The organism is Paenibacillus sp. (assembly GCF_035645235.1).
Lineage (GTDB): Bacteria > Bacillota > Bacilli > Paenibacillales > YIM-B00363 > Paenibacillus_AE.
Map to the genome: position 1 here is coordinate 13,672 of NZ_DASQMZ010000152.1, position 19,541 is coordinate 33,212.

10 protein-coding genes are annotated in these 19,541 nt (G+C 60.0%); 7 read left to right on the top strand and 3 right to left on the bottom strand.

Annotation, left to right across the window (positions count from 1 at the left end):
- Positions 1-60 precede the first annotated feature (60 nt).
- From VEZ38_RS15030 to VEZ38_RS15060, 7 genes are all read left to right on the top strand, one after another.
- Positions 61-1,104: a LacI family DNA-binding transcriptional regulator gene (locus VEZ38_RS15030; RefSeq protein WP_324894795.1), complete on the top strand. Its 1,044-nt coding sequence runs from the start codon at positions 61-63 to the stop codon at positions 1,102-1,104.
- 71 nt (positions 1,105-1,175) lie between these two features.
- Positions 1,176-2,102, top strand: a complete 927-nt coding sequence (locus VEZ38_RS15035; RefSeq protein WP_324894797.1) for an ABC transporter permease — start codon at positions 1,176-1,178, stop codon at positions 2,100-2,102.
- Between the two features lie 24 nt (positions 2,103-2,126).
- Positions 2,127-3,008: a carbohydrate ABC transporter permease gene (locus VEZ38_RS15040; protein WP_324894799.1), complete on the top strand. Its 882-nt coding sequence runs from the start codon at positions 2,127-2,129 to the stop codon at positions 3,006-3,008.
- A 267-nt stretch (positions 3,009-3,275) separates the two neighbouring features.
- The gene (locus tag VEZ38_RS15045) at positions 3,276-4,655 is read left to right on the top strand and encodes an extracellular solute-binding protein (RefSeq protein WP_324894801.1); all 1,380 of its coding nucleotides are present in this window, start codon (positions 3,276-3,278) and stop codon (positions 4,653-4,655) included.
- A gap of 61 nt (positions 4,656-4,716) precedes the next feature.
- Positions 4,717-6,669 (top strand): ADP-ribosylglycohydrolase family protein, encoded by a 1,953-nt coding sequence (locus VEZ38_RS15050; protein WP_324894803.1) that lies wholly within the window; start codon positions 4,717-4,719, stop codon positions 6,667-6,669.
- Positions 6,670-6,738: 69 nt separating this feature from the next.
- Positions 6,739-10,638, top strand: a complete 3,900-nt coding sequence (locus tag VEZ38_RS15055; RefSeq protein ID WP_324894806.1) for a discoidin domain-containing protein — start codon at positions 6,739-6,741, stop codon at positions 10,636-10,638.
- Positions 10,639-10,792: 154 nt separating this feature from the next.
- Positions 10,793-12,784 carry a beta-galactosidase gene (locus VEZ38_RS15060; protein WP_324894843.1) on the top strand — a complete coding sequence of 664 codons (1,992 nt, stop codon included), beginning with the start codon at positions 10,793-10,795 and terminating at the stop codon, positions 12,782-12,784.
- A gap of 107 nt (positions 12,785-12,891) precedes the next feature.
- Here the strand turns inward: VEZ38_RS15060 and VEZ38_RS15065 are convergent, their stop codons facing one another.
- The 3 genes from VEZ38_RS15065 to gltB all read right to left on the bottom strand — a co-directional run bounded on the left by VEZ38_RS15065 (position 12,892) and on the right by gltB (position 19,531).
- Positions 12,892-13,206, bottom strand: coding sequence for a hypothetical protein (locus VEZ38_RS15065; RefSeq protein ID WP_324894808.1), 315 nt, complete (start codon positions 13,204-13,206; stop codon positions 12,892-12,894).
- Between the two features lie 176 nt (positions 13,207-13,382).
- Positions 13,383-14,867: a glutamate synthase subunit beta gene (locus VEZ38_RS15070; protein ID WP_324894809.1), complete on the bottom strand. Its 1,485-nt coding sequence runs from the start codon at positions 14,865-14,867 to the stop codon at positions 13,383-13,385.
- A gap of 26 nt (positions 14,868-14,893) precedes the next feature.
- Positions 14,894-19,531, bottom strand: coding sequence for a glutamate synthase large subunit (gene gltB / locus VEZ38_RS15075; RefSeq protein ID WP_324894811.1), 4,638 nt, complete (start codon positions 19,529-19,531; stop codon positions 14,894-14,896).
- Between the last annotated feature and the right edge of the window lie 10 nt (positions 19,532-19,541).

Genomic DNA, 19,541 nt, shown 5'->3' on the forward strand with positions numbered 1-19,541 from the left:
AAATGAATCGTTTTCCAAAATCCATCGTTTGCTTTCGCGGATGAGGGGGGAGGTGCAAGCATGACCCAATTAAAAGATGTAGCGAAATATGCCGGCGTATCGAACGGAACGGTTTCGAAGGTGCTGAATGGAAGCCCCGGCGTTTCTCAGAAAATGAAGCTTCGCGTTTTGAAGGCGATCCAGGAGTTAGATTACCAACCGAATATGGTGGCTCGCAGTCTTCGAACGAAAACGACAAACCTTGTGGCCATCATGGTCCCGTTTACGAACGACCCTTATTTCGTAGAGTTTTTCCGAGGGGTATCCATGGAACTTCGCAATATCGGGTGCGTACCCGTGTTGTACTCTACGGAGCCGAATAAATCGCTTTCTACCCAGGAAATTCGGGACATGGTTATGCGCGGGATCGATGGATTGATCGTATCGACCTTCGGATGGGAGGAGGAGGTGCTCGCGGAGCTTTGCGAGATTGCCAAGAGAGTCCCGGTGGTTTCCTTTAAGCGAGCGTTTCCCGGAACCGACATTCATTCCGTCGTCGTCGACGATCAGGCGGGGATGTACCAAGCGGTATCTTATCTAACTTCCATCGGGCATAAAAGAATCGGGTTTATTGCGGCCGGCTTGGATTTGGAAACGGGTCGGCAGCGCCTTGAGGGGTATCGTCAGGCGCTTCTCGACGCTGGCATCGAAGTGGATGAAAATTTGATCGTCGCATGCGACAGCTACCAAATCAGCGAGGGATACCACAGCGTTCAGCAGTTACTTAAGAGACACCCGTTGCCCACGGCCATTATGGGGGCGAACGACTCGATATCTATCGGAGTGCTTAAATATTTAGAGAGCCGGAACGTAAGAATCCCGGAGGACATTGCGGTCATGGGATACGACGACGTTCCGCTGTCGACGATCGTAACGCCCAGGCTGTCGTCTGTGGCGTTGCCTGTATACGAAATGACGGCAAGGGCCGTACGGATTATTGAGAAGGCGATTAAAGGGGAAATCGAGGGTGTCGTCAACGAATCCTTCTCCGGCACGTTAGTGATCCGAAAATCGACCGATTTCAGCGCGACGGACGAATTCGAATTCGAAAGGTTTTCAAAATAGTTTTCTTTTCGCCATAGAAATGAATCGTTTTCTAAAATGGGAGCGACAGGTTGGGAGGCGGGGGAAGGTCGATGAGAGCGAATCGGGGAAGCGTCGTTTTCGAGTTTCTAAGAAATAAAACGCTATACGCAATGTTGCTGCCTTCGATATTGTTTTACTTCGTTCTTGCGTATTTGCCGATGGCCGGCATGGTCGTCGCGTTCAAGGAGTTTCGTTACGACACCGGGTTGTTTATGAGTCCGTGGACGGGTTTCGACAACTTCGAGTTTTTCTTTATCTCCGGGAAAGCGTGGTTAATTACAAAGAACACCTTGCTCTATAACACGGCCTTCATCATTACGGGGCTCTCCCTCCAACTTCTGGTCGCGATTATCATCGCGGAGCTCGGGGGCGTATGGGCGAAAAAGATTATCCAGTCGACCTTGCTGTTCCCTTTCTTCATATCTTGGGTCATTGTAGGGATTATCGCCTATAACTTACTGAACTATGAATACGGTTTCATTAATTCGTTGCTGAAGATGGTCGGGAAAGAACCGCTCGACTTCTATGGGGAAGGGAGCTATTGGAAGTATATTATCGTCGCGTTCAACAATTGGAAATCGGTTGGATTCGGATCCTTAATTTATTTGGCCGTCATTATGGGAATCGATCCGAGCTTGAACGAAGCGGCAAAAATCGACGGAGCGACGATATTCCAGCGCATTAGGCACATCACGATTCCTCTCACGGTCCCGACAACGGTTATCCTCGTTCTTCTTGCAGTAGGCAATATTTTCCGCGGCAACTTCGACTTGTTCTACCAGCTGGTCGGCAATAACGGGGCGCTGTTCGATGCGACGGACGTCATTGACACTTACGTATTCAGGTCGCTGATCAACTCTTCCGACATCGGGATGTCGGCCGCGGCGGGCTTTTTCCAATCCGTTCTATGCTTTGCCATTATTCTTATCACGAATTACGTAGTGAAGCGCGTTAATTCCGATTATTCCTTGTTTTAACGCCGCGGCAGGGAGGGGAAGTCCATGCGACAGTCTTTGGATAAGCGATTATTCGCGGTTACAGGGTACATCATCTTAATCCTCATTTCGCTATGCTGCGTGTTGCCGTTCCTGCTGATCTTCGTCGGTTCTTTAACGAAAGAGTCGGAGGTCGTGAGGAACGGATACCGGCTATTCCCCGGCGAATGGTCGTTCGCGGCGTACGAGCTCGTGTTTAAAGCGCCTTGGGAAATCGTCCGGGCGGTATCGGTGTCCGTGTCGCTGGTCGTCGTCGGAACGGCGATCGGCGTCTTCATCACCGCGATGACGGCGTACGTCTTGCAGCGCAAGGATGTGCGGTATCGAAATATAGCGGCGTTTTACATTTATTTGACTTCCGTATTTAGCGGAGGACTTGTCCCGTATTACATCATCATGGTGGATTACTTACATATGAAGGATATGTACCTGGCGCTTCTCCTCCCGCTGCTTCTGAATGTGTTTAACATTTTGGTCATGAAAAGCTTCTACGCTTCGATCCCGGAGGCGATCGTCGAGTCCGGAAAGATGGACGGCGCCGGCGAATTGAAGATCTTTATCGCCCTCGTCTTACCGATCGCCAAGCCTGGACTTGCGACGGTGGGGCTCTTCATTGCGCTGGCCTATTGGAACGACTGGTTCAATGCCATGCTCTTTATATCGGATGAACGATTATACCCCTTACAATTTTACTTGTATAACATTCTTAACCAAGCGAATGCGCTTGCAAATATGTCGGCCGTCAGCGGCATTCCAAGCGTAGAGCTGCCGAAGGAGACGGTAAAGCTTGCAATGACCGTGCTCGCCGTTGCGCCGATCATGTTGGTCTATCCGCTCGCCCAACGATACATCGTGGGAGGCATTACGATCGGCGCCGTGAAGGGATAATGTCGGGAAACCGGTATTATATAAAAAAAGTTCTGGGAGGGTAAAGACATGTCTTTCAGTAACAGGTTTAGGTTTCTTATCGCAATGTTATCCATTGTCCTCGCTATGAGCGGCTGTTCGACCGGGGGCGGGACCGCAGAGACGGGCGAGGGCACTGCGTCAGGCGAGAAAGCTGCGGAAGGGGAAAACGTAACGAGCGGGGAAACGGCGCAGCCGCAGCCGGCGGATGCGGGAAAACCCGACACCTCTAAGGAAGTTAAACTTCGCATGGTGCTTCTAGGCGACAAGCCTCAGGATACGGATCTCGTCTATGGCGAAATCAACAAGAAATTGAAAGAGGATATTAACGCAACCGTAGAAGTGGAGTTCGTCGGTTGGGGGGACGTATTTACGAAGATTCCCCTGATGCTGTCTTCCGGAGACGATTTCGACTTAATCGCGACGGCCAATTGGAACAATTATTTCCCGAACTCGCGAAGCGGCGCGTACCGGGAGATTACGAGAGAAGATCTCGAGAAATATGCGCCTCAGACGCTGGCGAATACGGCGCAAGAAGTGTTCGATTCCGCCATGGTGGACGGGAAATTGTATGCGCTTCCGATGAATTACAGGGAAATTACCATTCATGGCTTCTTGGTCCGCGGGGACTTGATGAAGAAGTACCAAATCCCGGACATAAAGACGCTGGAAGATTTCGAGACGTACCTCGCGGCAGTGAAACAGAACGAGCCGGAGATGATTCCGTGGGATACGAATAACAACGCGTTGTTCGTTCAGGAACATTTGACGAGACCCTTCGGTTTGTACAATCCTGACGGGACGCTGTTTACGCTTCCGATCGACGAGGCAAAGCCGAAATACGAGTATATGTACGACTCCCCGAATGCCGCGGCTTTATTTCATCGTCTCAGGGATTGGAACGAGAAGGGGTATTGGCAGAAGAACGCTTTGGCAAGTAAAGTGCCTGCGGCAGAGTCGATGAAGAGCGGAAAGAGCGCGGCCACCTTCGAAAACTTGCCTACCGCCAACACATTGTTCCAAGTCATGAATGTGGAGCATCCGGAATGGGATGTCAGATTTTATCCGGTCAACGCCGATAAACCGTATTTAGCGAACCCGTTCATTAACAACGGCATTGCCATTGGGAAAAATTCAAAAAATCCGGAAAGAGCCCTAATGATGCTCGACTTGTTCCGTAACGATGTCGACTATGCTCACCTCACTTATTACGGAATTAAAGGAAAGCACTACGAGATCTCGGAAGACAATCAGTTGATTTCCTTGCCCGGCGCCACAGGGTTCCCGCCGAACGGCGCCTACCCCTACGGCTGGATCGACGACCGCTTCTTCTTAACGCCGGACAACGGCTTGAGCAACTACGCGGAAGTGTTAAAACGAGCGCAGGACCAGGTGAAGCAGACCAATCTTCGCAGCTTTACGCCGGATTTGAATGACGTCAAAAACAACAACGCGGCGCTTAGCGAAATTAACACGCAGTATGTGCTCCCGCTCTACCATGGCGTAGTGAAAGGCACCGTCGAAGAAGAACTGCAGAGCATTAAAGGGAGAATGGAGAAGGCCGGTTTGAACGAAGTCAGAGAACTCGCCCAGAAACAGCTGGACCAATTCGAAGTCGTCTTGAAGTAATTCGCTCCGAATGAATCGTTTTCCAAAAAGAGAATTCGTCCGACTGTGGAGGAGAAACAATATGAAGCTGCCATATGAGGTTTATTTAGACAAGGTTTACGGTGCGTGGCTCGGAAAAAGCATTGCCGGCACGATCGGGGCCCCCTTCGAAGGAAGGAAGGAATTGTTCGATTATACTTACGATCCGAAGGCGATTGAGCAGATGCTTCCGAACGACGATCTGGATCTGCAGGTGGTGTGGCTTCATGTTTTGGAACAGAAGGGGATTTATTGCACGTCGATGGACTTAGCCGATGCGTTCTATCATCTATACCCTTACGTACCCGGGGAATACGCCGTTTTCAAAAAGAATTATATACGCGGGATTTATCCTCCCGTCTCCGGCGCCTTCAATAACCGGTATTACATTAACGGCATGGGGTGCCCGATCCGGTCGGAGATCTGGGCTTGCATCAGCCCCGGAAACCCGGATTTGGCCGCCGAATACGCCGGCAAGGACGGCGTATTGGACCATGAGGGCGATTCCGTGTATGCGGAGCAGTTTCTGGCGGCGGTCGAAGCGATGGCGTTCTTCGAGGGCGATATCCGAAAGCTGTTGGGCGAAGGCATGCGGTTCCTCCCGGAAGGGACGCGTATCCGAAGGTTGGTCGAGGATACGGTGCGCTGGTCCGGCGAGACCGGCGATTGGCGGAAGACCCGTTCGCGCATCATTCGCGATTACGGGCATCCGGATTGCACGAACCTGTACCAGAATATCGGCTTTACGCTGGTAGCTTTGCTGTACGGCGAGGGGGATTTTATCGAGACGACGATGATTGCGCTGAACTGCGGTTTCGATACGGATTGCAGCTGCGCGACGGCCGGGGCGATGCTAGGGATTATCTCCGGAGCCGAGCATCTGATCGCCAAGCACGGGTTCTACGACACGAGTTATAAGTTGGACGCCCGCGTGACGCGCCGTTCCAACCAGCTGAAAGACCTCGCGGAGGATACGTGCCGCGTCGGGTTGACGGTACATCGCGAACTCAATCGCGCGGTCGACATCGAGGGCGTTCCCGCGTTCGAGCCTGTACCGACCTCGAAGCCGGAGCCAGGCGTCTCGTTCGCGATCGATTACCGAGGCATTCCCGTCGCCAAGTGGAACGAAACCAAGACGGTATCCGTGAAGCTGCGCAACGACATGTCGGAGGCGGTGTCCGGAACGCTCGTCGCCTCCGTGCCGGCGGGCTGGCAGGCGAATTGGAACCGACGGGATGTGCAGTTGACCGCAGGCGAGGAGAAAGAGTTCGAATTGGCCGTTACGGTCCCGGCCACGGTAGAGGTTCTCCGCGAGAACAACCGGCTGACGTTCGAATATGCAGGCTTCAGCGCTTCGTTCGGAATGAACGGCGCGCAAATTTGGAAGGTCTACGGTCCGTTCTGGGAAAATCATTTGGATTTGCCTCGCACGGAGCTTGGAGAGTGGTACTATGCACACATCGAAGGGGCCGGCCCGGACGAGATCGCGGATGTGTCGCGGCAGTTCCACTTGAATACGAAGGCGGACCCGACGAAGGCCTACATTCCCGAACCGGGCACTGCCGACGCGGCTAACGAAGGGGCGGCGGAACACGAATACGTGGTCGCGAACGTAACGGAGGATCTGTTTTCCGTATCCGACCTGATCGGGTTCCAAGGACCGTGCGTCGTCTATGCGATACGGGACGTATACAGCGCCGTGGAACAAGAAGTTAATCTGTTGTTCGGTCACACGGACGGATATAAGTTATGGCTTAACGGCGAACTGGTGAGCGAAGCGAGCCATACGGATTGGTGGACGGCGGAAAATCGCCACGTTACCGGCCTTCGCTTGCGGCAAGGCCGCAATCAAATCATGTTGAAATGTGTGCGAACCGGCAAGTCGGCGGAATACAGCCTCGTATTCACCAACCCCGGGACGACGTTTCCGCATCATGTGGACGATTTAGGATCCTACTCGGGGATCATGAGTCCGGTACAATTAAAATCGGTGTAAGCAGGGCCGCCCGATTCGTCGTCGCGGATCGGGCGATGCTCGCATTTTATACAGGGAGAGGGATCGTTAATGAAGAGTAAACCTCGAAGTCTGCTAGCGACGCTATTGGCCGCCGCCGTTGCGGTCGGGTTAGTGCCTGCGAATGCCGCCGCGGCCGAGGACGGGAAGACGAAGCCGTCGGTGACGCTGGCGGAAGGTACGGTCATCGTGGAAGGGGACCGGTACCGGATGACGGTTGATGTGCGCGAGGAAGTGGCGATTACATCGCTTCTCGTGGACGGCACGGAGTTCCTTCAAGACGGGGGACTTATTCATACCGCCGTCAAAGTGGAAGGCGCGTGGAGCGGCAGCCTTGCGCCGACGAGCGCGCCGGTCGTCGATGTATCGAACCAAAAAGTCACAATCGAATATGAAACCGATTACACGGCGGAGCGTTGGGAGATCAAAGCAAAAAAAGAGCGTGCGGATGTGACATTCGAGAAGACATATAAGGGGAACTTTACTGTCGAAGAGCAGGGCTTCCCGATGATGAAATACGGACAGGACATCGTCGAGAACATCCGATGGAGCCGCTCCGGCGGCAACTTCTGGGTCGGGGGCAAGGGAGGCGCGATGCGCAGGTTCTTGTCCGGAGGCTCGGGGTACCTCGCCGGCGACGATTATTACGCGAATATCCGGAGAGCGATGGAGGACACCTCCTTTACGCTGCTAACCGGCTACGACGCTAGGGCCGCCCTGCGAATTACCGGAAGCACGAACCGGGAAGGGATGACGCTGCCCGCCGCGATAGAGGTAGATCGTGTCCTCGGGCCGGGGGAGAAAAAACTCCTCATGTTAGGGTATAACGTAGCCGCTCCGAGCGACGACCTCCATTATGCCACCGGTTCCAGCGCCGATTTCATGGAAGGTTGGCCGGATTCGGACCAGAAGCAGGGTCATGTCCGTCCGACCGGACAACCGATCTATGCGCCCGTGACGGTGTCTTCCGGTCAGGTAGATCGGGTGAAGCTTGATTTCGAACCGGCCGACTATGACGCTTATTACGATCTTGGCACGCTGAACGGCGTGGACGAACGGCTGCTTTCCGAAGCGCTGAACAATTACGGGCGATTAATGGTACTGGATTATAGATACGGAACGGCACAGGAGAACCCGAACGTGTTCTTCGAGGTGCCGGCGATTCAACAGCACTGGAACGTAGCGCTGGGGACGATTACTAGAGACGATGGCGTCATCGAGACGCTGAAGAACGGGCTTCGGAACGTGCGAGACGGCGCTCAGGCCCCGGACGGACACATTACGAGTCCTTATGTTTGGCAGCGAGGGGATGCATGGGGGTCCGACTACGGGGACATGGGGTTAGGGTACGTGCTTGGGATCGCAGACTTGTACGCATACACGAACGACAAGTCTTGGGCCGAGGAAATGCGGGAATCCGTACATAAAGCGCTGGCTTACGAGCGCAGCTTTTACTTAGACGAGAGTGTGTATCTTCTAAAGAATGTCCATCCGTACAATCCGGCGTTGCGCGAGACGCACAACGATTATTGGGAGAAGTCCGTCGGCAAGTACAACGGTTACACTACTGTCATGTATTACGATGCGCTTATGTCGTGGGCGGCGGTCGAACGCATCGCATTCAACGACCACGCCAAAGCTTCCGAATACGAGCAGTTAGCGCTTCGCGTGAAGGAAGCTTTGAACCGGTCGTTCGACGAAGGCGGCATGTGGAGCGAGGACATCGGCGCCATCATGTACGGTTCGGACAATCTGGAGCTCGCCTATCTTCCCCCGAACGGGGCGGCGCTGCGGTCCGGCTTGTTGTCCGCGGAAAGAGCCCGAAAGCTCGTGGATCGGATCGAACGCGACAATGCCAATTTCAACTTAGGGTTTCATGTGATGAACGTCCGCGATTTGCGCGACGAATCCGTCCCGGCGCCGCAGGACGACAATCACGTCAACACGATGCTCGGCGAGAACGGCGGCTGGTACGGCGCGCCGGACGCGGATTTTTACGCGGGTTTCCCCGTGTACGGGGATAGGGAAAAGATTCCTTATTATATCAACCGGTTCACGCACTATTTCAATCAGACCGGGTTCGTGAACGGGACGACTTGGAAACGGGACGGCGTTACGCCTCAGGATTATGGATGGCATCAGAGCATGCCGGATCAAGTGCTGCCGGTTTGGGCGCTGTATACGTATGCCTACGGCTTCCAGCCCGAGGCGGGGCGGCTCGTCTTGGCGCCTTTCATCAGCGAAAGCATGGTCGGTTCCGAAGTGTTGTACCGCTGGGCAGGCAAAGATATGAGCGTAACGTACGAAGGGCTGTACGCGTACAATGTAACGCTGGACGAACTGCCCGGCGATATCGTCGTTCGGTTCGTAAACCAAACGCCGTCGGCTATCTATCAAGTACGAAGCAATGACCATATCGTCGAGGTTCAGGCAGACGCGAACGGATTTGTAGAGCTGGCGCTAACGGATGCGGGAACGCACCGAGTCGAATTAGTGAATCCCGATGCGGAGAATTTCGACGCGGCAGGGAATGCGGCGTTCGGTAAGCCGGTTCGGGCCTCATCGACGTTAGCGGTCGATTCCGTGACCGCCCACTGGGCGGAGCAGATAACGGACGGAGACCTGCGGAACGGAGCGTGGTTCGCGGCGGACGCCGGTTCCCCGTCATGGGTCGTGGTCGATATCGGCCGGAAGGTTGCCCCGGAAGCCATTAAGTTATACTTCGGCCGGTCGGATCGGTACACGCTTACGTTGGAAGCGACGAACGATCGGGACGGCTCGTGGACGCAAATCGCGGCGGCCGCGGAGGCCGAAGCAGGTCCCCAGTCGCCCCTTGCCTTCGAGGCCAATGCCGGGGCGTATCAGTACTGGCGAGTGAACTTCCTGCAGACTGCCAGCGGCGGGAAGGCGAACCTGCGGGAGCTGGAGATCGGTCAGGTCACCCCGGAAGCGCCCGTCGGCGCCGCGGAGGAGCCGGAGTATATGGTTCCGGTCGTCGTTGCGCCGCTGCCGTCGACGGTTACGGTGTCCTCGAGCTTGACGGACGATCCGAACAGCAACTGGCATGCCAACAAGGTCAATGACGGCATCCGGACCGCCGACCACATCTCTGCCGGATGGTCGAGCGCCGCAGGAGCTCCTACCCGCGAGGAGTGGGTGCAGCTTGATCTCGGAGGCGTCCATGAAATCGGTGAAATCGCCCTGTTTCCGAGAAGCGACGCCTTCGAACCGGGCAACTATTTCCCGCTCGATTATCAAGTGCTTATTTCCGAAGACGGTACGCAATGGTCGACGATTGCCAACGTTACGGATCAACCGTTGACGACGCAAGCGGTCACTTTTACGTTCGAGCCTGCGCATGCCCGGTACGTGAAGGTGTTGGCCACAAGAATGCGGGATGTAAACGGCAACGCCTATTATGTACAAATTTCCGAAATCGAAGTGCGTCCGCCGTCGGCGGCCGGTCCTGTAAGCGACTTTACAAGGAACGTAGCCGTGAACAAGCCGGTTCGCGTCAGCACTGAATTAAGTTGGGCGGCGAATTGGCTCGGGGCGAAAGCGGTCGACGGTCTCCGAACGTCCGACGGAGCTTCGGCCGGTTGGTCTTCCTACGTCGGACCCGAGCATCGCGAGGAATGGCTGCAGGTGGATCTGGAAGAAACATACGACATAAAAGAACTGCGCTTGTACCCGAGGTCGGATAGCGCCTATGCGGCATACTTCCCGGTCGATTACCGGCTTCAGCTTTCCGAGGACGGTACGCATTGGACGGATGTCGCCGTCGCAGAGAATACGGAGCGTCCCTACACCGTTCTGAAATATCCGATGCCGGAAGGAACGAAAGCTCGCTTCGTGCGGCTGCTCGTTACGCAGTTCAGAGCGGACAGCCCGGACTATTTCGTACAACTTGCGGAGTTGGAGGTATGGGCAAGAGGGCCGGTTGCGGATTAGACTCGGGCAACCGCGGCGCTCGCGGCGGAGCATGTCGTCGTTTCCCCGGTAAAGTCCTTACGCTTGGCGGGTGTCTATGAGTACCAGGGGTGCTCCATAATAGAGTAGGCGATACATCCGACGGGAAGAGGGGCGATCGAGCGTGGGGGCGAAGCTGTCGCGGCTCTATTACGGGGCGGCGTATTACCCGGAATGGTACGACCGGGCGAATTGGGAGCAAGACGCGCGATATATGAAAGAGGCGGGGTTGAACGTCGTGCGCATCGGCGAGTTCGCCTGGGCCGATATGGAGCCGGAGGAAGGGCGGATCGACCTGTCGCTCTTCCGCGAGGCGATGGATTTTTACCATGAGCAAGGGCTGAAGGTGATTCTGTGCACCCCGACGGCGACGCCGCCGATCTGGCTGTCGCACGGGCATCCGGAGCGCATGGTGCACGAAGCGGACGGCGTGCCGATGTCGCATGGCTCCCGGCAGCATGTCTGCATCAATAACGCGTACTTCCGGGAGCGCGCGCGCATCATCGGCCGGGCGATGGCCGAGGCGCTCGGGCGGCATCCGGCGCTGCTCGCCTGGCAAATCGATAACGAGCTCAAGGGGCATGTGGCGGAATGCTTCTGCCCGACGTGCCGCGCGTTGTGGCCGCAGTGGCTCGCCGCTCGTTACGGCACGATCGAACGGCTGAACGAGGCGTGGGGGACGGTCATCTGGAGCGAGCGCTATGCCTCCTTCGAGCAGGTGCCCGCGCCGGTAAAGACGCCGTATTTGCACAACGCCTCGCTCTCGACCGCGTATCGGCTGTTTACCCGGGAGACGGCGTCGGCGTTCGTCCGCGAGCAGGCGGCGCTGCTGCGGGAGCATTCGGACGCGCCCATTACGCACAATACGGGGCTCAGCCACTACGTCGACAACGAGACGTTGTTCGAGCCGCTCGACTTCGCGGGCTTCGATCAATACGGAGACGAACAGCAATTCCGGAAAATGGCCCTCGCCTACGACATCTTCCGCGCGATGAAGCGGGGGGCGCCGTACTGGGTCATGGAGACGGCGCCGTCGTTCAGCGCCAATACGCAAGGCTATCATAAACTGCTGCCGGACGGCTACGTGCCGGCGCTGGCGTCGGCCGCCTACGCGTCCGGCGCGGAAGGCTTCATGTACTGGGTGTGGCGCCAGCCGCACGCCGGCGTCGAGCATCCGCACGGCAGCGCGATCAGCGCATGGGGCACGCCGACGGTCGGCTACCGGCCCGTCGTCGAGGCGGGCGCCGCGAAGGCGGAGCTCGAGGCGGCGCTGCTGGCGACGACCCCGGCGCAGGCGGAGGTCGCGATTACGTACTCCGATCGGGCGCGGGCGTTCCTCCTGACCGAGCCGTCCGAGGGGCTCGTCTACCTTGACGAGGTATCGCGGTTCCATCGCGCGGCGGCCGACGCGGGACTGTACCGCGACATGCCGCCGGAAGGCGCAGCGTTGGACGGGTACAAGCTGCTGATTACGCCGTACGTCATGCACCTCTCCGAGGCGTATATCGAGCGGGCGATGGCGTTCGTGCGCGGCGGCGGCGTCTGGGTCGTCGGTCCGCTGACGGGCATCCGCACCGCCGATCACGCCGTACACCGCGACGCGGCGCTCGGCCGGCTGGAGTCGCTTGCGGGCGTTAGGACTGTCTTTCACGCGCCGCTGACGGGGAGCGGGGCGACCGGCAGCGCCTTCGGCGAGAAGGCGCCGCTGTCGCTCTGGAGCTGCGTGTTCGAGGCGACGGACGCCGACGTGCTCGGCGTCGTCGAAGGCGGTCCGGCCGACGGGCTCGCGTTCCTGACCGAACGCCGGGTCGGCCGCGGCAAAGTCGCCATGCTCGGCTCGATGCCGGCGGGAGAGGCGGGCGCCGCGATGCTCGAGCGCATCGTACGGCGCTTCGCCGACGAAGCGGGCGTGACGCAGCGGACCGACGCGACGCCGGGCACATACGTCTATCCGCGCGAAGCGGCCGGCGAGCGGCTGTGGATCGCCGTCAATCTCGACGGCGTCGGCGGCTCGGTGACGCTGCCCGCGGACGGCGTCGACGCCGTCACGGGCGCGCGCGTCGCGGCGGGCCCGCTCGCGGTGCCGCCGTACGGCCGCCGCGCGGTCCGGCTCCCGCAAAGCCGCTAGGGGAGCCGCGGTACCTTCCGAACGGAGTTTTCGATGCGCACGTCGATTTTGGACATTTTGGACGACATGCATAAAGCCCCTCCGCCGTACCGGGAGGGGCTTTATGCTCATTTCAGAAGAAGTCCTGCGAGTAGGAACAGCGCGGCTGCGGTCGGCAGCCATTCCGCATACGGAAGAACGATACTGCTTACTTGCACCGGCCAACCGGCCATCAATAGCAGCAAGCCGACTCCGCCGAGGAGACTCCCCCGCCTTTGCCGCTTACGCTTCGCCGATCGAACCTGAATCCCTATCCCTAACAGAACCAGCGTCGTGCCGACAACGGCAAACGGGATGAAGAACGGCAGGGCGTCGAAGAAGCCGCCTACCACGAAGAGGGCGAACCCCAAAAGTCCGTATCGCAAAGGTTTGAAATCGTTCAAAAGCACGCCCCCCTTCGTTCTCCCGGAAAAAAAGCTGCTCCTCCGCTCGTTTGCGAAGGAGACAGCTTTTTTTGTCGGAGCGGTTTTTGGACAAATTGGACATGATGGAGGGGCGGCGCCGATGTCGGGAAGAGGAGGTACCTTAACGGCAGTTGCACGGCGTCGACCCTAGCGGCTTACGGCAGCTGCGTGTCGCCCATGAGCCAGCGGTCGCATTCGCGCGCCGCTTCGCGGCCTTCGTTGATCGCCCAGACGACAAGGCTCTGGCCGCGTCGCATGTCGCCGGCGGCGAACACGCCTTCGACGTTCGTCGCGTACGAGCCGTACGCGGCCTTCGCGTTGGAGCGCTCGTCGCGCTCGACGCCGAGCTGCTCGAGCACGGTCGGCTCCGGACCGAGGAAGCCCATCGCGAGCAGCACGAGATCGGCGGGGTACACCTTCTCGCTGCCCGGCACCTCGACCGGCGAGAAACGGCCGGCGTCGTCCTTTTTCCATTCGATCAGCACGGTGTGCAGCTCTTTCACGTTGCCGTTCTCGTCGCCGACGAAGCGCTTCGTGTTGATGAGGTACCGGCGCGGGTCTTCCCCGTAAGCCGCCGCGGCTTCCTCTTGGCCGTAATCCATCTTGTACACCTTCGGCCATTCGGGCCACGGGTTGTTCGCGGCGCGCGTCTCCGGCGGGCGCGGCATAATCTCGAACTGCGTGACGCTCTTGCAGCCGTGGCGCATCGACGTGCCGACGCAGTCGGTGCCGGTGTCGCCGCCGCCGATGACGACGACGTGTTTGCCCTCGGCGGAGATGTACGCGCCGTCCGCATGCTCCGAGTCGAGCAGGCTCTTCGTGTTCGCTCGCAGGAAGTCCATGGCGAGGTGGACGCCCTTGAGCTCGCGGCCCTCGATCCCGAGGTCGCGCGCCTTCGTCGCGCCGCCGCACAGAACGATCGCATCGTACTCCTCGCGCAGCGCCGCCGCCGGGAGGTCCTTGCCGATCTCGCAATTCGTCACGAACGTAATGCCCTCGGCCTTCATCAAGTCGATGCGTCGTTCGACGTATTTTTTATCGAGCTTCATATTCGGAATGCCGTACATGAGCAGGCCGCCGGGACGATCGGCGCGCTCGTACACCGTTACCGTGTGGCCGGCTTTATTGAGCTGCGCCGCGCAGGCGAGGCCGGACGGACCGGAGCCGACGACCGCGACCTTCTTGCCGGTGCGCGACGCCGGCGGCTCCGGGGTAATCCAGCCTTCCGCGAAGCCGCGTTCGACGATCGCCTTTTCGATCGATTTGATCGCGACGGGAGAGTCGTTGAGCCCTACCGTGCACGAGCCTTCGCACGGCGCGGGGCAGACGCGGCCCGTGAATTCCGGGAAGTTGTTCGTCAGGTGCAGCCGGTCGAGCGCCTCGCGCCAGCGACCCTTATAGACCAGGTCGTTCCATTCCGGGATGAGGTTGTTGATCGGGCAGCCGGCGGCCATGCCGCTGATCAGCTTTCCGGTATGGCAGAACGGGATGCCGCAATCCATGCATCGCGCGCCTTGGTCGCGAAGCCCGGCCTCCGGCATCGGCTGCGCGAACTCCCGGAAGTGGGCGATGCGCAGAAGCGGCGCTTCCTCCGTCGCCGTCTCGCGGCGGTATTCCATAAATCCTGTCGGTTTCCCCATGGGATGCTGCTCCTCCTCTCCGGCGGTCAGTTGCCGCTGACGCGCGAGACGTCGCGCATATTTTCTTCGAACGCGGCCAGGATCGCCTGCTCGTTCGTTAAGCCCGCTTTCTTGCCGCGCTCGATCGCTTCGAACATCCGCTTGTAATCTTTCGGGATGATTTTCACGAAATCGAGCAGCGCTTCCTCCCAAGACTCGAGAATGCGGTGACCGACGGCGCTGTCGGTAAACTTGACGTGGTTGCGAATCATCGTCTTGACCTCGTTGATTTCGTACGGCTCCGAGACCGATTCGACGAGCACCATCTCCGCGTTCAGCTTGCCGCGCAGCTCGCCGCGCGGGTCGTACACGTACGCGATGCCGCCGGACATGCCCGCCGCGAAGTTGCGGCCCGTGGGCCCGAGCACGACGACGCGCCCGCCGGTCATGTATTCGCAGCCGTGGTCGCCGACGCCTTCGACGACGGCGTGAACGCCGCTGTTACGCACGCAGAACCGCTCGCCGGCGATGCCGCGGATGTACGCCTCGCCGCTCGTGGCGCCGTAGAACGCGACGTTGCCGATGATGACGTTCTCCTCGGGCGTGAACGCGGCCTTCTCCGGCGGGAAGACGACGATCTTGCCGCCGGAAAGCCCCTTGCCGACGTAGTCGTTCGCGTCTCCTTCAAGCGAGAGCGTAATGCCCTTCGGTACGAACGCGCCGAAACTTTGGCCGGCGGAGCCGTCGAAGTGGAGCCGGATCGTATCGTGCGGCAGCCCCTCCGCGCCGTAGCGGCGCGTGACCTCGCTGCCGAGAATCGTGCCGACGACTCGGTTCGTGTTGTGGATCGGCAAAATCGCATGCACGTGCTCCTTGCGCTCGAGCGCCGGCTCGCAAATGCGCAGCAGCTGCGTCCGGTCGAGCGACCGGTCGAGCCCGTGGTCCTGAGGCATCGAGCAGAAGCGGCCGACCGTCTCCGGCACGTTCGGCTGATACAGCAGCGGGCTTAGGTCGACGCCCTTGGCCTTCCAATGCGAGATCGCTCGATTCGTCTCGAGCACGTCCGTGCGGCCGACCATCTCCTCGATCGTCCGGAAGCCGAGGGAAGCCATCAGCTCGCGCGCGTCCTCCGCGATGAACCGCATCAGATGGACGACATGCTCCGGGTCGCCCGCGAACTTCGCCCGCAGCTCCGGATTTTGCGTCGCGACGCCGACGGGGCACGTGTCGAGGTGGCAGACGCGCATCATGACGCAGCCGAGCGCGACGAGCGGCGTCGTGGCGAAGCCGAACTCTTCGGCGCCGAGCAGCGCGGCGATGACGACGTCGCGGCCGGTCATCAGCTTGCCGTCGGTTTCGACCGTGATGCGGCTGCGCAGGTCGTTCAGCACCAGCGTCTGATGCGTCTCCGCGAGGCCCAGCTCCCACGGCAAGCCGGCATTCCTAATGCTCGTCTGCGGCGACGCGCCCGTGCCGCCTTCGTAGCCGCTGATGAGCACGACGTCCGCCTTGCCCTTGGCGACGCCCGCGGCGATCGTGCCGACGCCGACCTCGGAGACGAGCTTGACGCTGATGCGCGCCCGCGGGTTCGCGTTCTTCAGGTCGTGAATGAGCTCGGCGAGATCCTCGATCGAGTAAATATCGTGGTGCGGCGGCGGGGAGATCAGGCCGACGCCCGGCGTGACGCCGCGCACCTCGGCGACCCACGGGTACACCTTGCTGCCGGGCAGCTGCCCGCCCTCGCCCGGCTTCGCGCCCTGCGCCATCTTAATTTGAATTTCGTCCGCGTTGACGAGATAGTTGCTCGTCACGCCGAACCGGCCGGAGGCGACCTGCTTGATCGCGCTTCGCCGAAGGTCGCCGTTCGCGTCCGGCGTAAACCGGCTCGGATGCTCGCCGCCCTCGCCCGTGTTGCTCTTGCCGCCGATGCGGTTCATGGCGATCGCGAGCGTCTCGTGCGCCTCCTGGCTGATCGAGCCGTACGACATCGCGCCGGTCTTGAAGCGCCGGAAGATCGACTCGACCGGCTCGACCTCCTCGATCGGCACGGGCCGGCGCCCGGTCTTGAACGCCAGCAAGCCCCGGAGATGGAACTGCTTCTCCGAATCGCGCGCGATAAACTTCGCGAACTGCTTGTATTGCGCGTAGTTGCCTGTGCGGACCGCGCTTTGCAGCGCGTGGATCGTCTCCGGGCTGTACAGATGCTCCTCGCCGTCCTTGCGCCACTGCAGGTCGCCGCCGGTATCGAGCTCGGCGCCGCGGCCGGAGCGCGCGGAATACGCGCGGCGGTGGCGCTCGAGCGTCTCGCGGGCGATTTCCTCGATGCCGATGCCCTCGATGCGGGACGCCGTCCAGGTGAAGTATTTGTCGACGAAGGCGCCGTTCAGGCCGATCGCTTCGAATATTTGCGCGCCGCGGTAGCTTTGTATGGTCGAGATGCCCATCTTCGCGAGCACCTTCACGACGCCTTTCGTCGCAGCCTTCACGTAGTTGTACTCCGCCTTGGCGCGGTCGACGCCCTTGAGCTGCCCTTCGCGGATCATATCGGAGAGCGTCTCGAACGCTACGTACGGATTGATCGCCTCCGCGCCGAAGCCGAGCAGCACCGCGAAGTGGTGCACCTCGCGCGGTTCGCCGGACTCGAGCAGCAGGCTCACCCGCGTGCGGGTGCCTTGGCGAATCAGGTGGTGGTGCGCGCCCGCGACGGCGAGCAGCGCCGGAATCGGGGCGAGCTCGGCGCTAAGGCCGCGGTCGGACAGCACGATCAGGTTGACGCCTTCGGCGACGAGCCGGTCGAGCTCCCCGAACAGCCGCTCCATCGCCGGCTCGAGCCCGGACGGTCCGTCCGCCGCGGGAAACAGCGCCGGCACGGTCGCGGCGCGGAAGCCTTCGCGGCGCACGTACCGGAGCTTCTCGAGCTCCGCGTTCGTCAGGAACGGCGTCTTGAGCCGGATTTGCCGGCAGCTCTCCGGCCCCGGTTCGATCAGGTTGCGCTCGCCTCCGATCGTCGTGCCTTGGGCGGTGACGATTTCCTCGAAATTCGCGTCGATCGGCGGGTTCGTCACCTGCGCGAACAGCTGCTTGAAGTAGTGGTACAGCAGCTGGGGGCGGTCCGACAGGACGGCGAGCGGCGCGTCGTAGCCCATCGAGCCGATCGGATCGATGCCGTGCGTCGCCATCGGCTCGAGGAATTTGCGCAGCGTCTCGAAGCTGTAACCGAACGCCTGCTGGCGCCGGCGCAGCTCGCCGGACGCCTCCGTCGGCGCCTCGACCAGCGCCGATGCGGCGGCGGATTCCCGCGCGGCGGCCGACGAAGGCGGCTCCGGCAGCTCCTCGAGGCTGACGAGATGCGCATCGAGCCACGCTCGGTACGGCTTCTCGTTCACGATGCGGTCCTTGATCTCCTCGTCGGAGACGATGCGGCCCTCCGCCGTATCGACGACGAGCATCCGGCCCGGCGTCAGCCGCGCCTTGCGCACGATCTTCTCCGCCGGAATCGGCAGCACGCCGACCTCCGAGGCGAGCACGATCAGATCGTCGGACGTCACGTAATAGCGGGATGGACGGAGCCCGTTGCGGTCGAGCACGGCGCCGATGACGCGGCCGTCGGTGAACGCGATGGCCGCCGGTCCGTCCCACGGCTCCATCAGGCAGCTGTGGTATTCGTAGAAAGCTTTCTTCTCCGGGCTCATCGATTCGTGCTTCGGCCACGGCTCCGGAATCATCATCATCGCGGCGTGCGGCAGCGACCGGCCGGAGAGCAGTAAAAATTCGAGCACGTTGTCGAAGATTTGCGAATCGGAGCCGTCCGTATCGACGATCGGAAGGATTTTCTTGATGTCGTCGCCGAACAGCTCGGAGGCGAGCAGCGATTCCCGCGCGCGCATCCAATTAATGTTGCCGCGCAGCGTATTGATTTCGCCGTTATGAATGAGGTAGCGGTACGGGTGCGCGCGCTCCCAGCTCGGGAACGTGTTCGTGCTGAAGCGGGAGTGGACGAGGGCGAGCGCGCTCTCGAGCGACGGGTCCTGCAGCTCGACGTAATAGGCGTCGACCTGCTCGGGCGTCAGCATGCCCTTGTACACGATCGTACGGCTCGAGAGGCTGGAGAAGTAGCATGCTTCGGCGCCCTCGAGCGCTTTCAGCGCATATTCCGCCCGTTTCCGAATAACGAACAGCTTGCGCTCGAACGCCAGCGCGTCGCCGTCCGTCCCCAGCTTGCCGATGAACAGCTGCCGCATGAACGGCTCCGCCGCCTTCGCGCGGTCGCCGAGCGTACCGTTCTCGACGGGCACGGTGCGCCAGCCGAGCAACTCCTGCCCTTCCTCGCGCACGATCGCCTCGACGACGCTTTCGCAGCGCGCGCGAAGCGCGGCGTCCTGCGGCAGGAACAGCATGCCGACGCCGTAATCGCCCGGCTCGGGCAGTTCGAAGCCGAGACCGATGCAGGCTTTCTTGAAATACCTGTGCGGGATTTGCAGCAAGATGCCGGCGCCATCCCCCGTATTCGTCTCGCTGCCTTGCCCGCCTCGATGGTCGAGATTCGTAAGCACGAGCAACGCTTGCCGGACGATGTCGTGGGAAGGTACGCCCTTGATATTCGCCACAAACCCGATGCCGCATGCGTCATGCTCGTTGCTAGGGTCGTAGAGACCCTGCTTTGGGGGGAACCCGTAATCCTTCATCGCTGCCAAC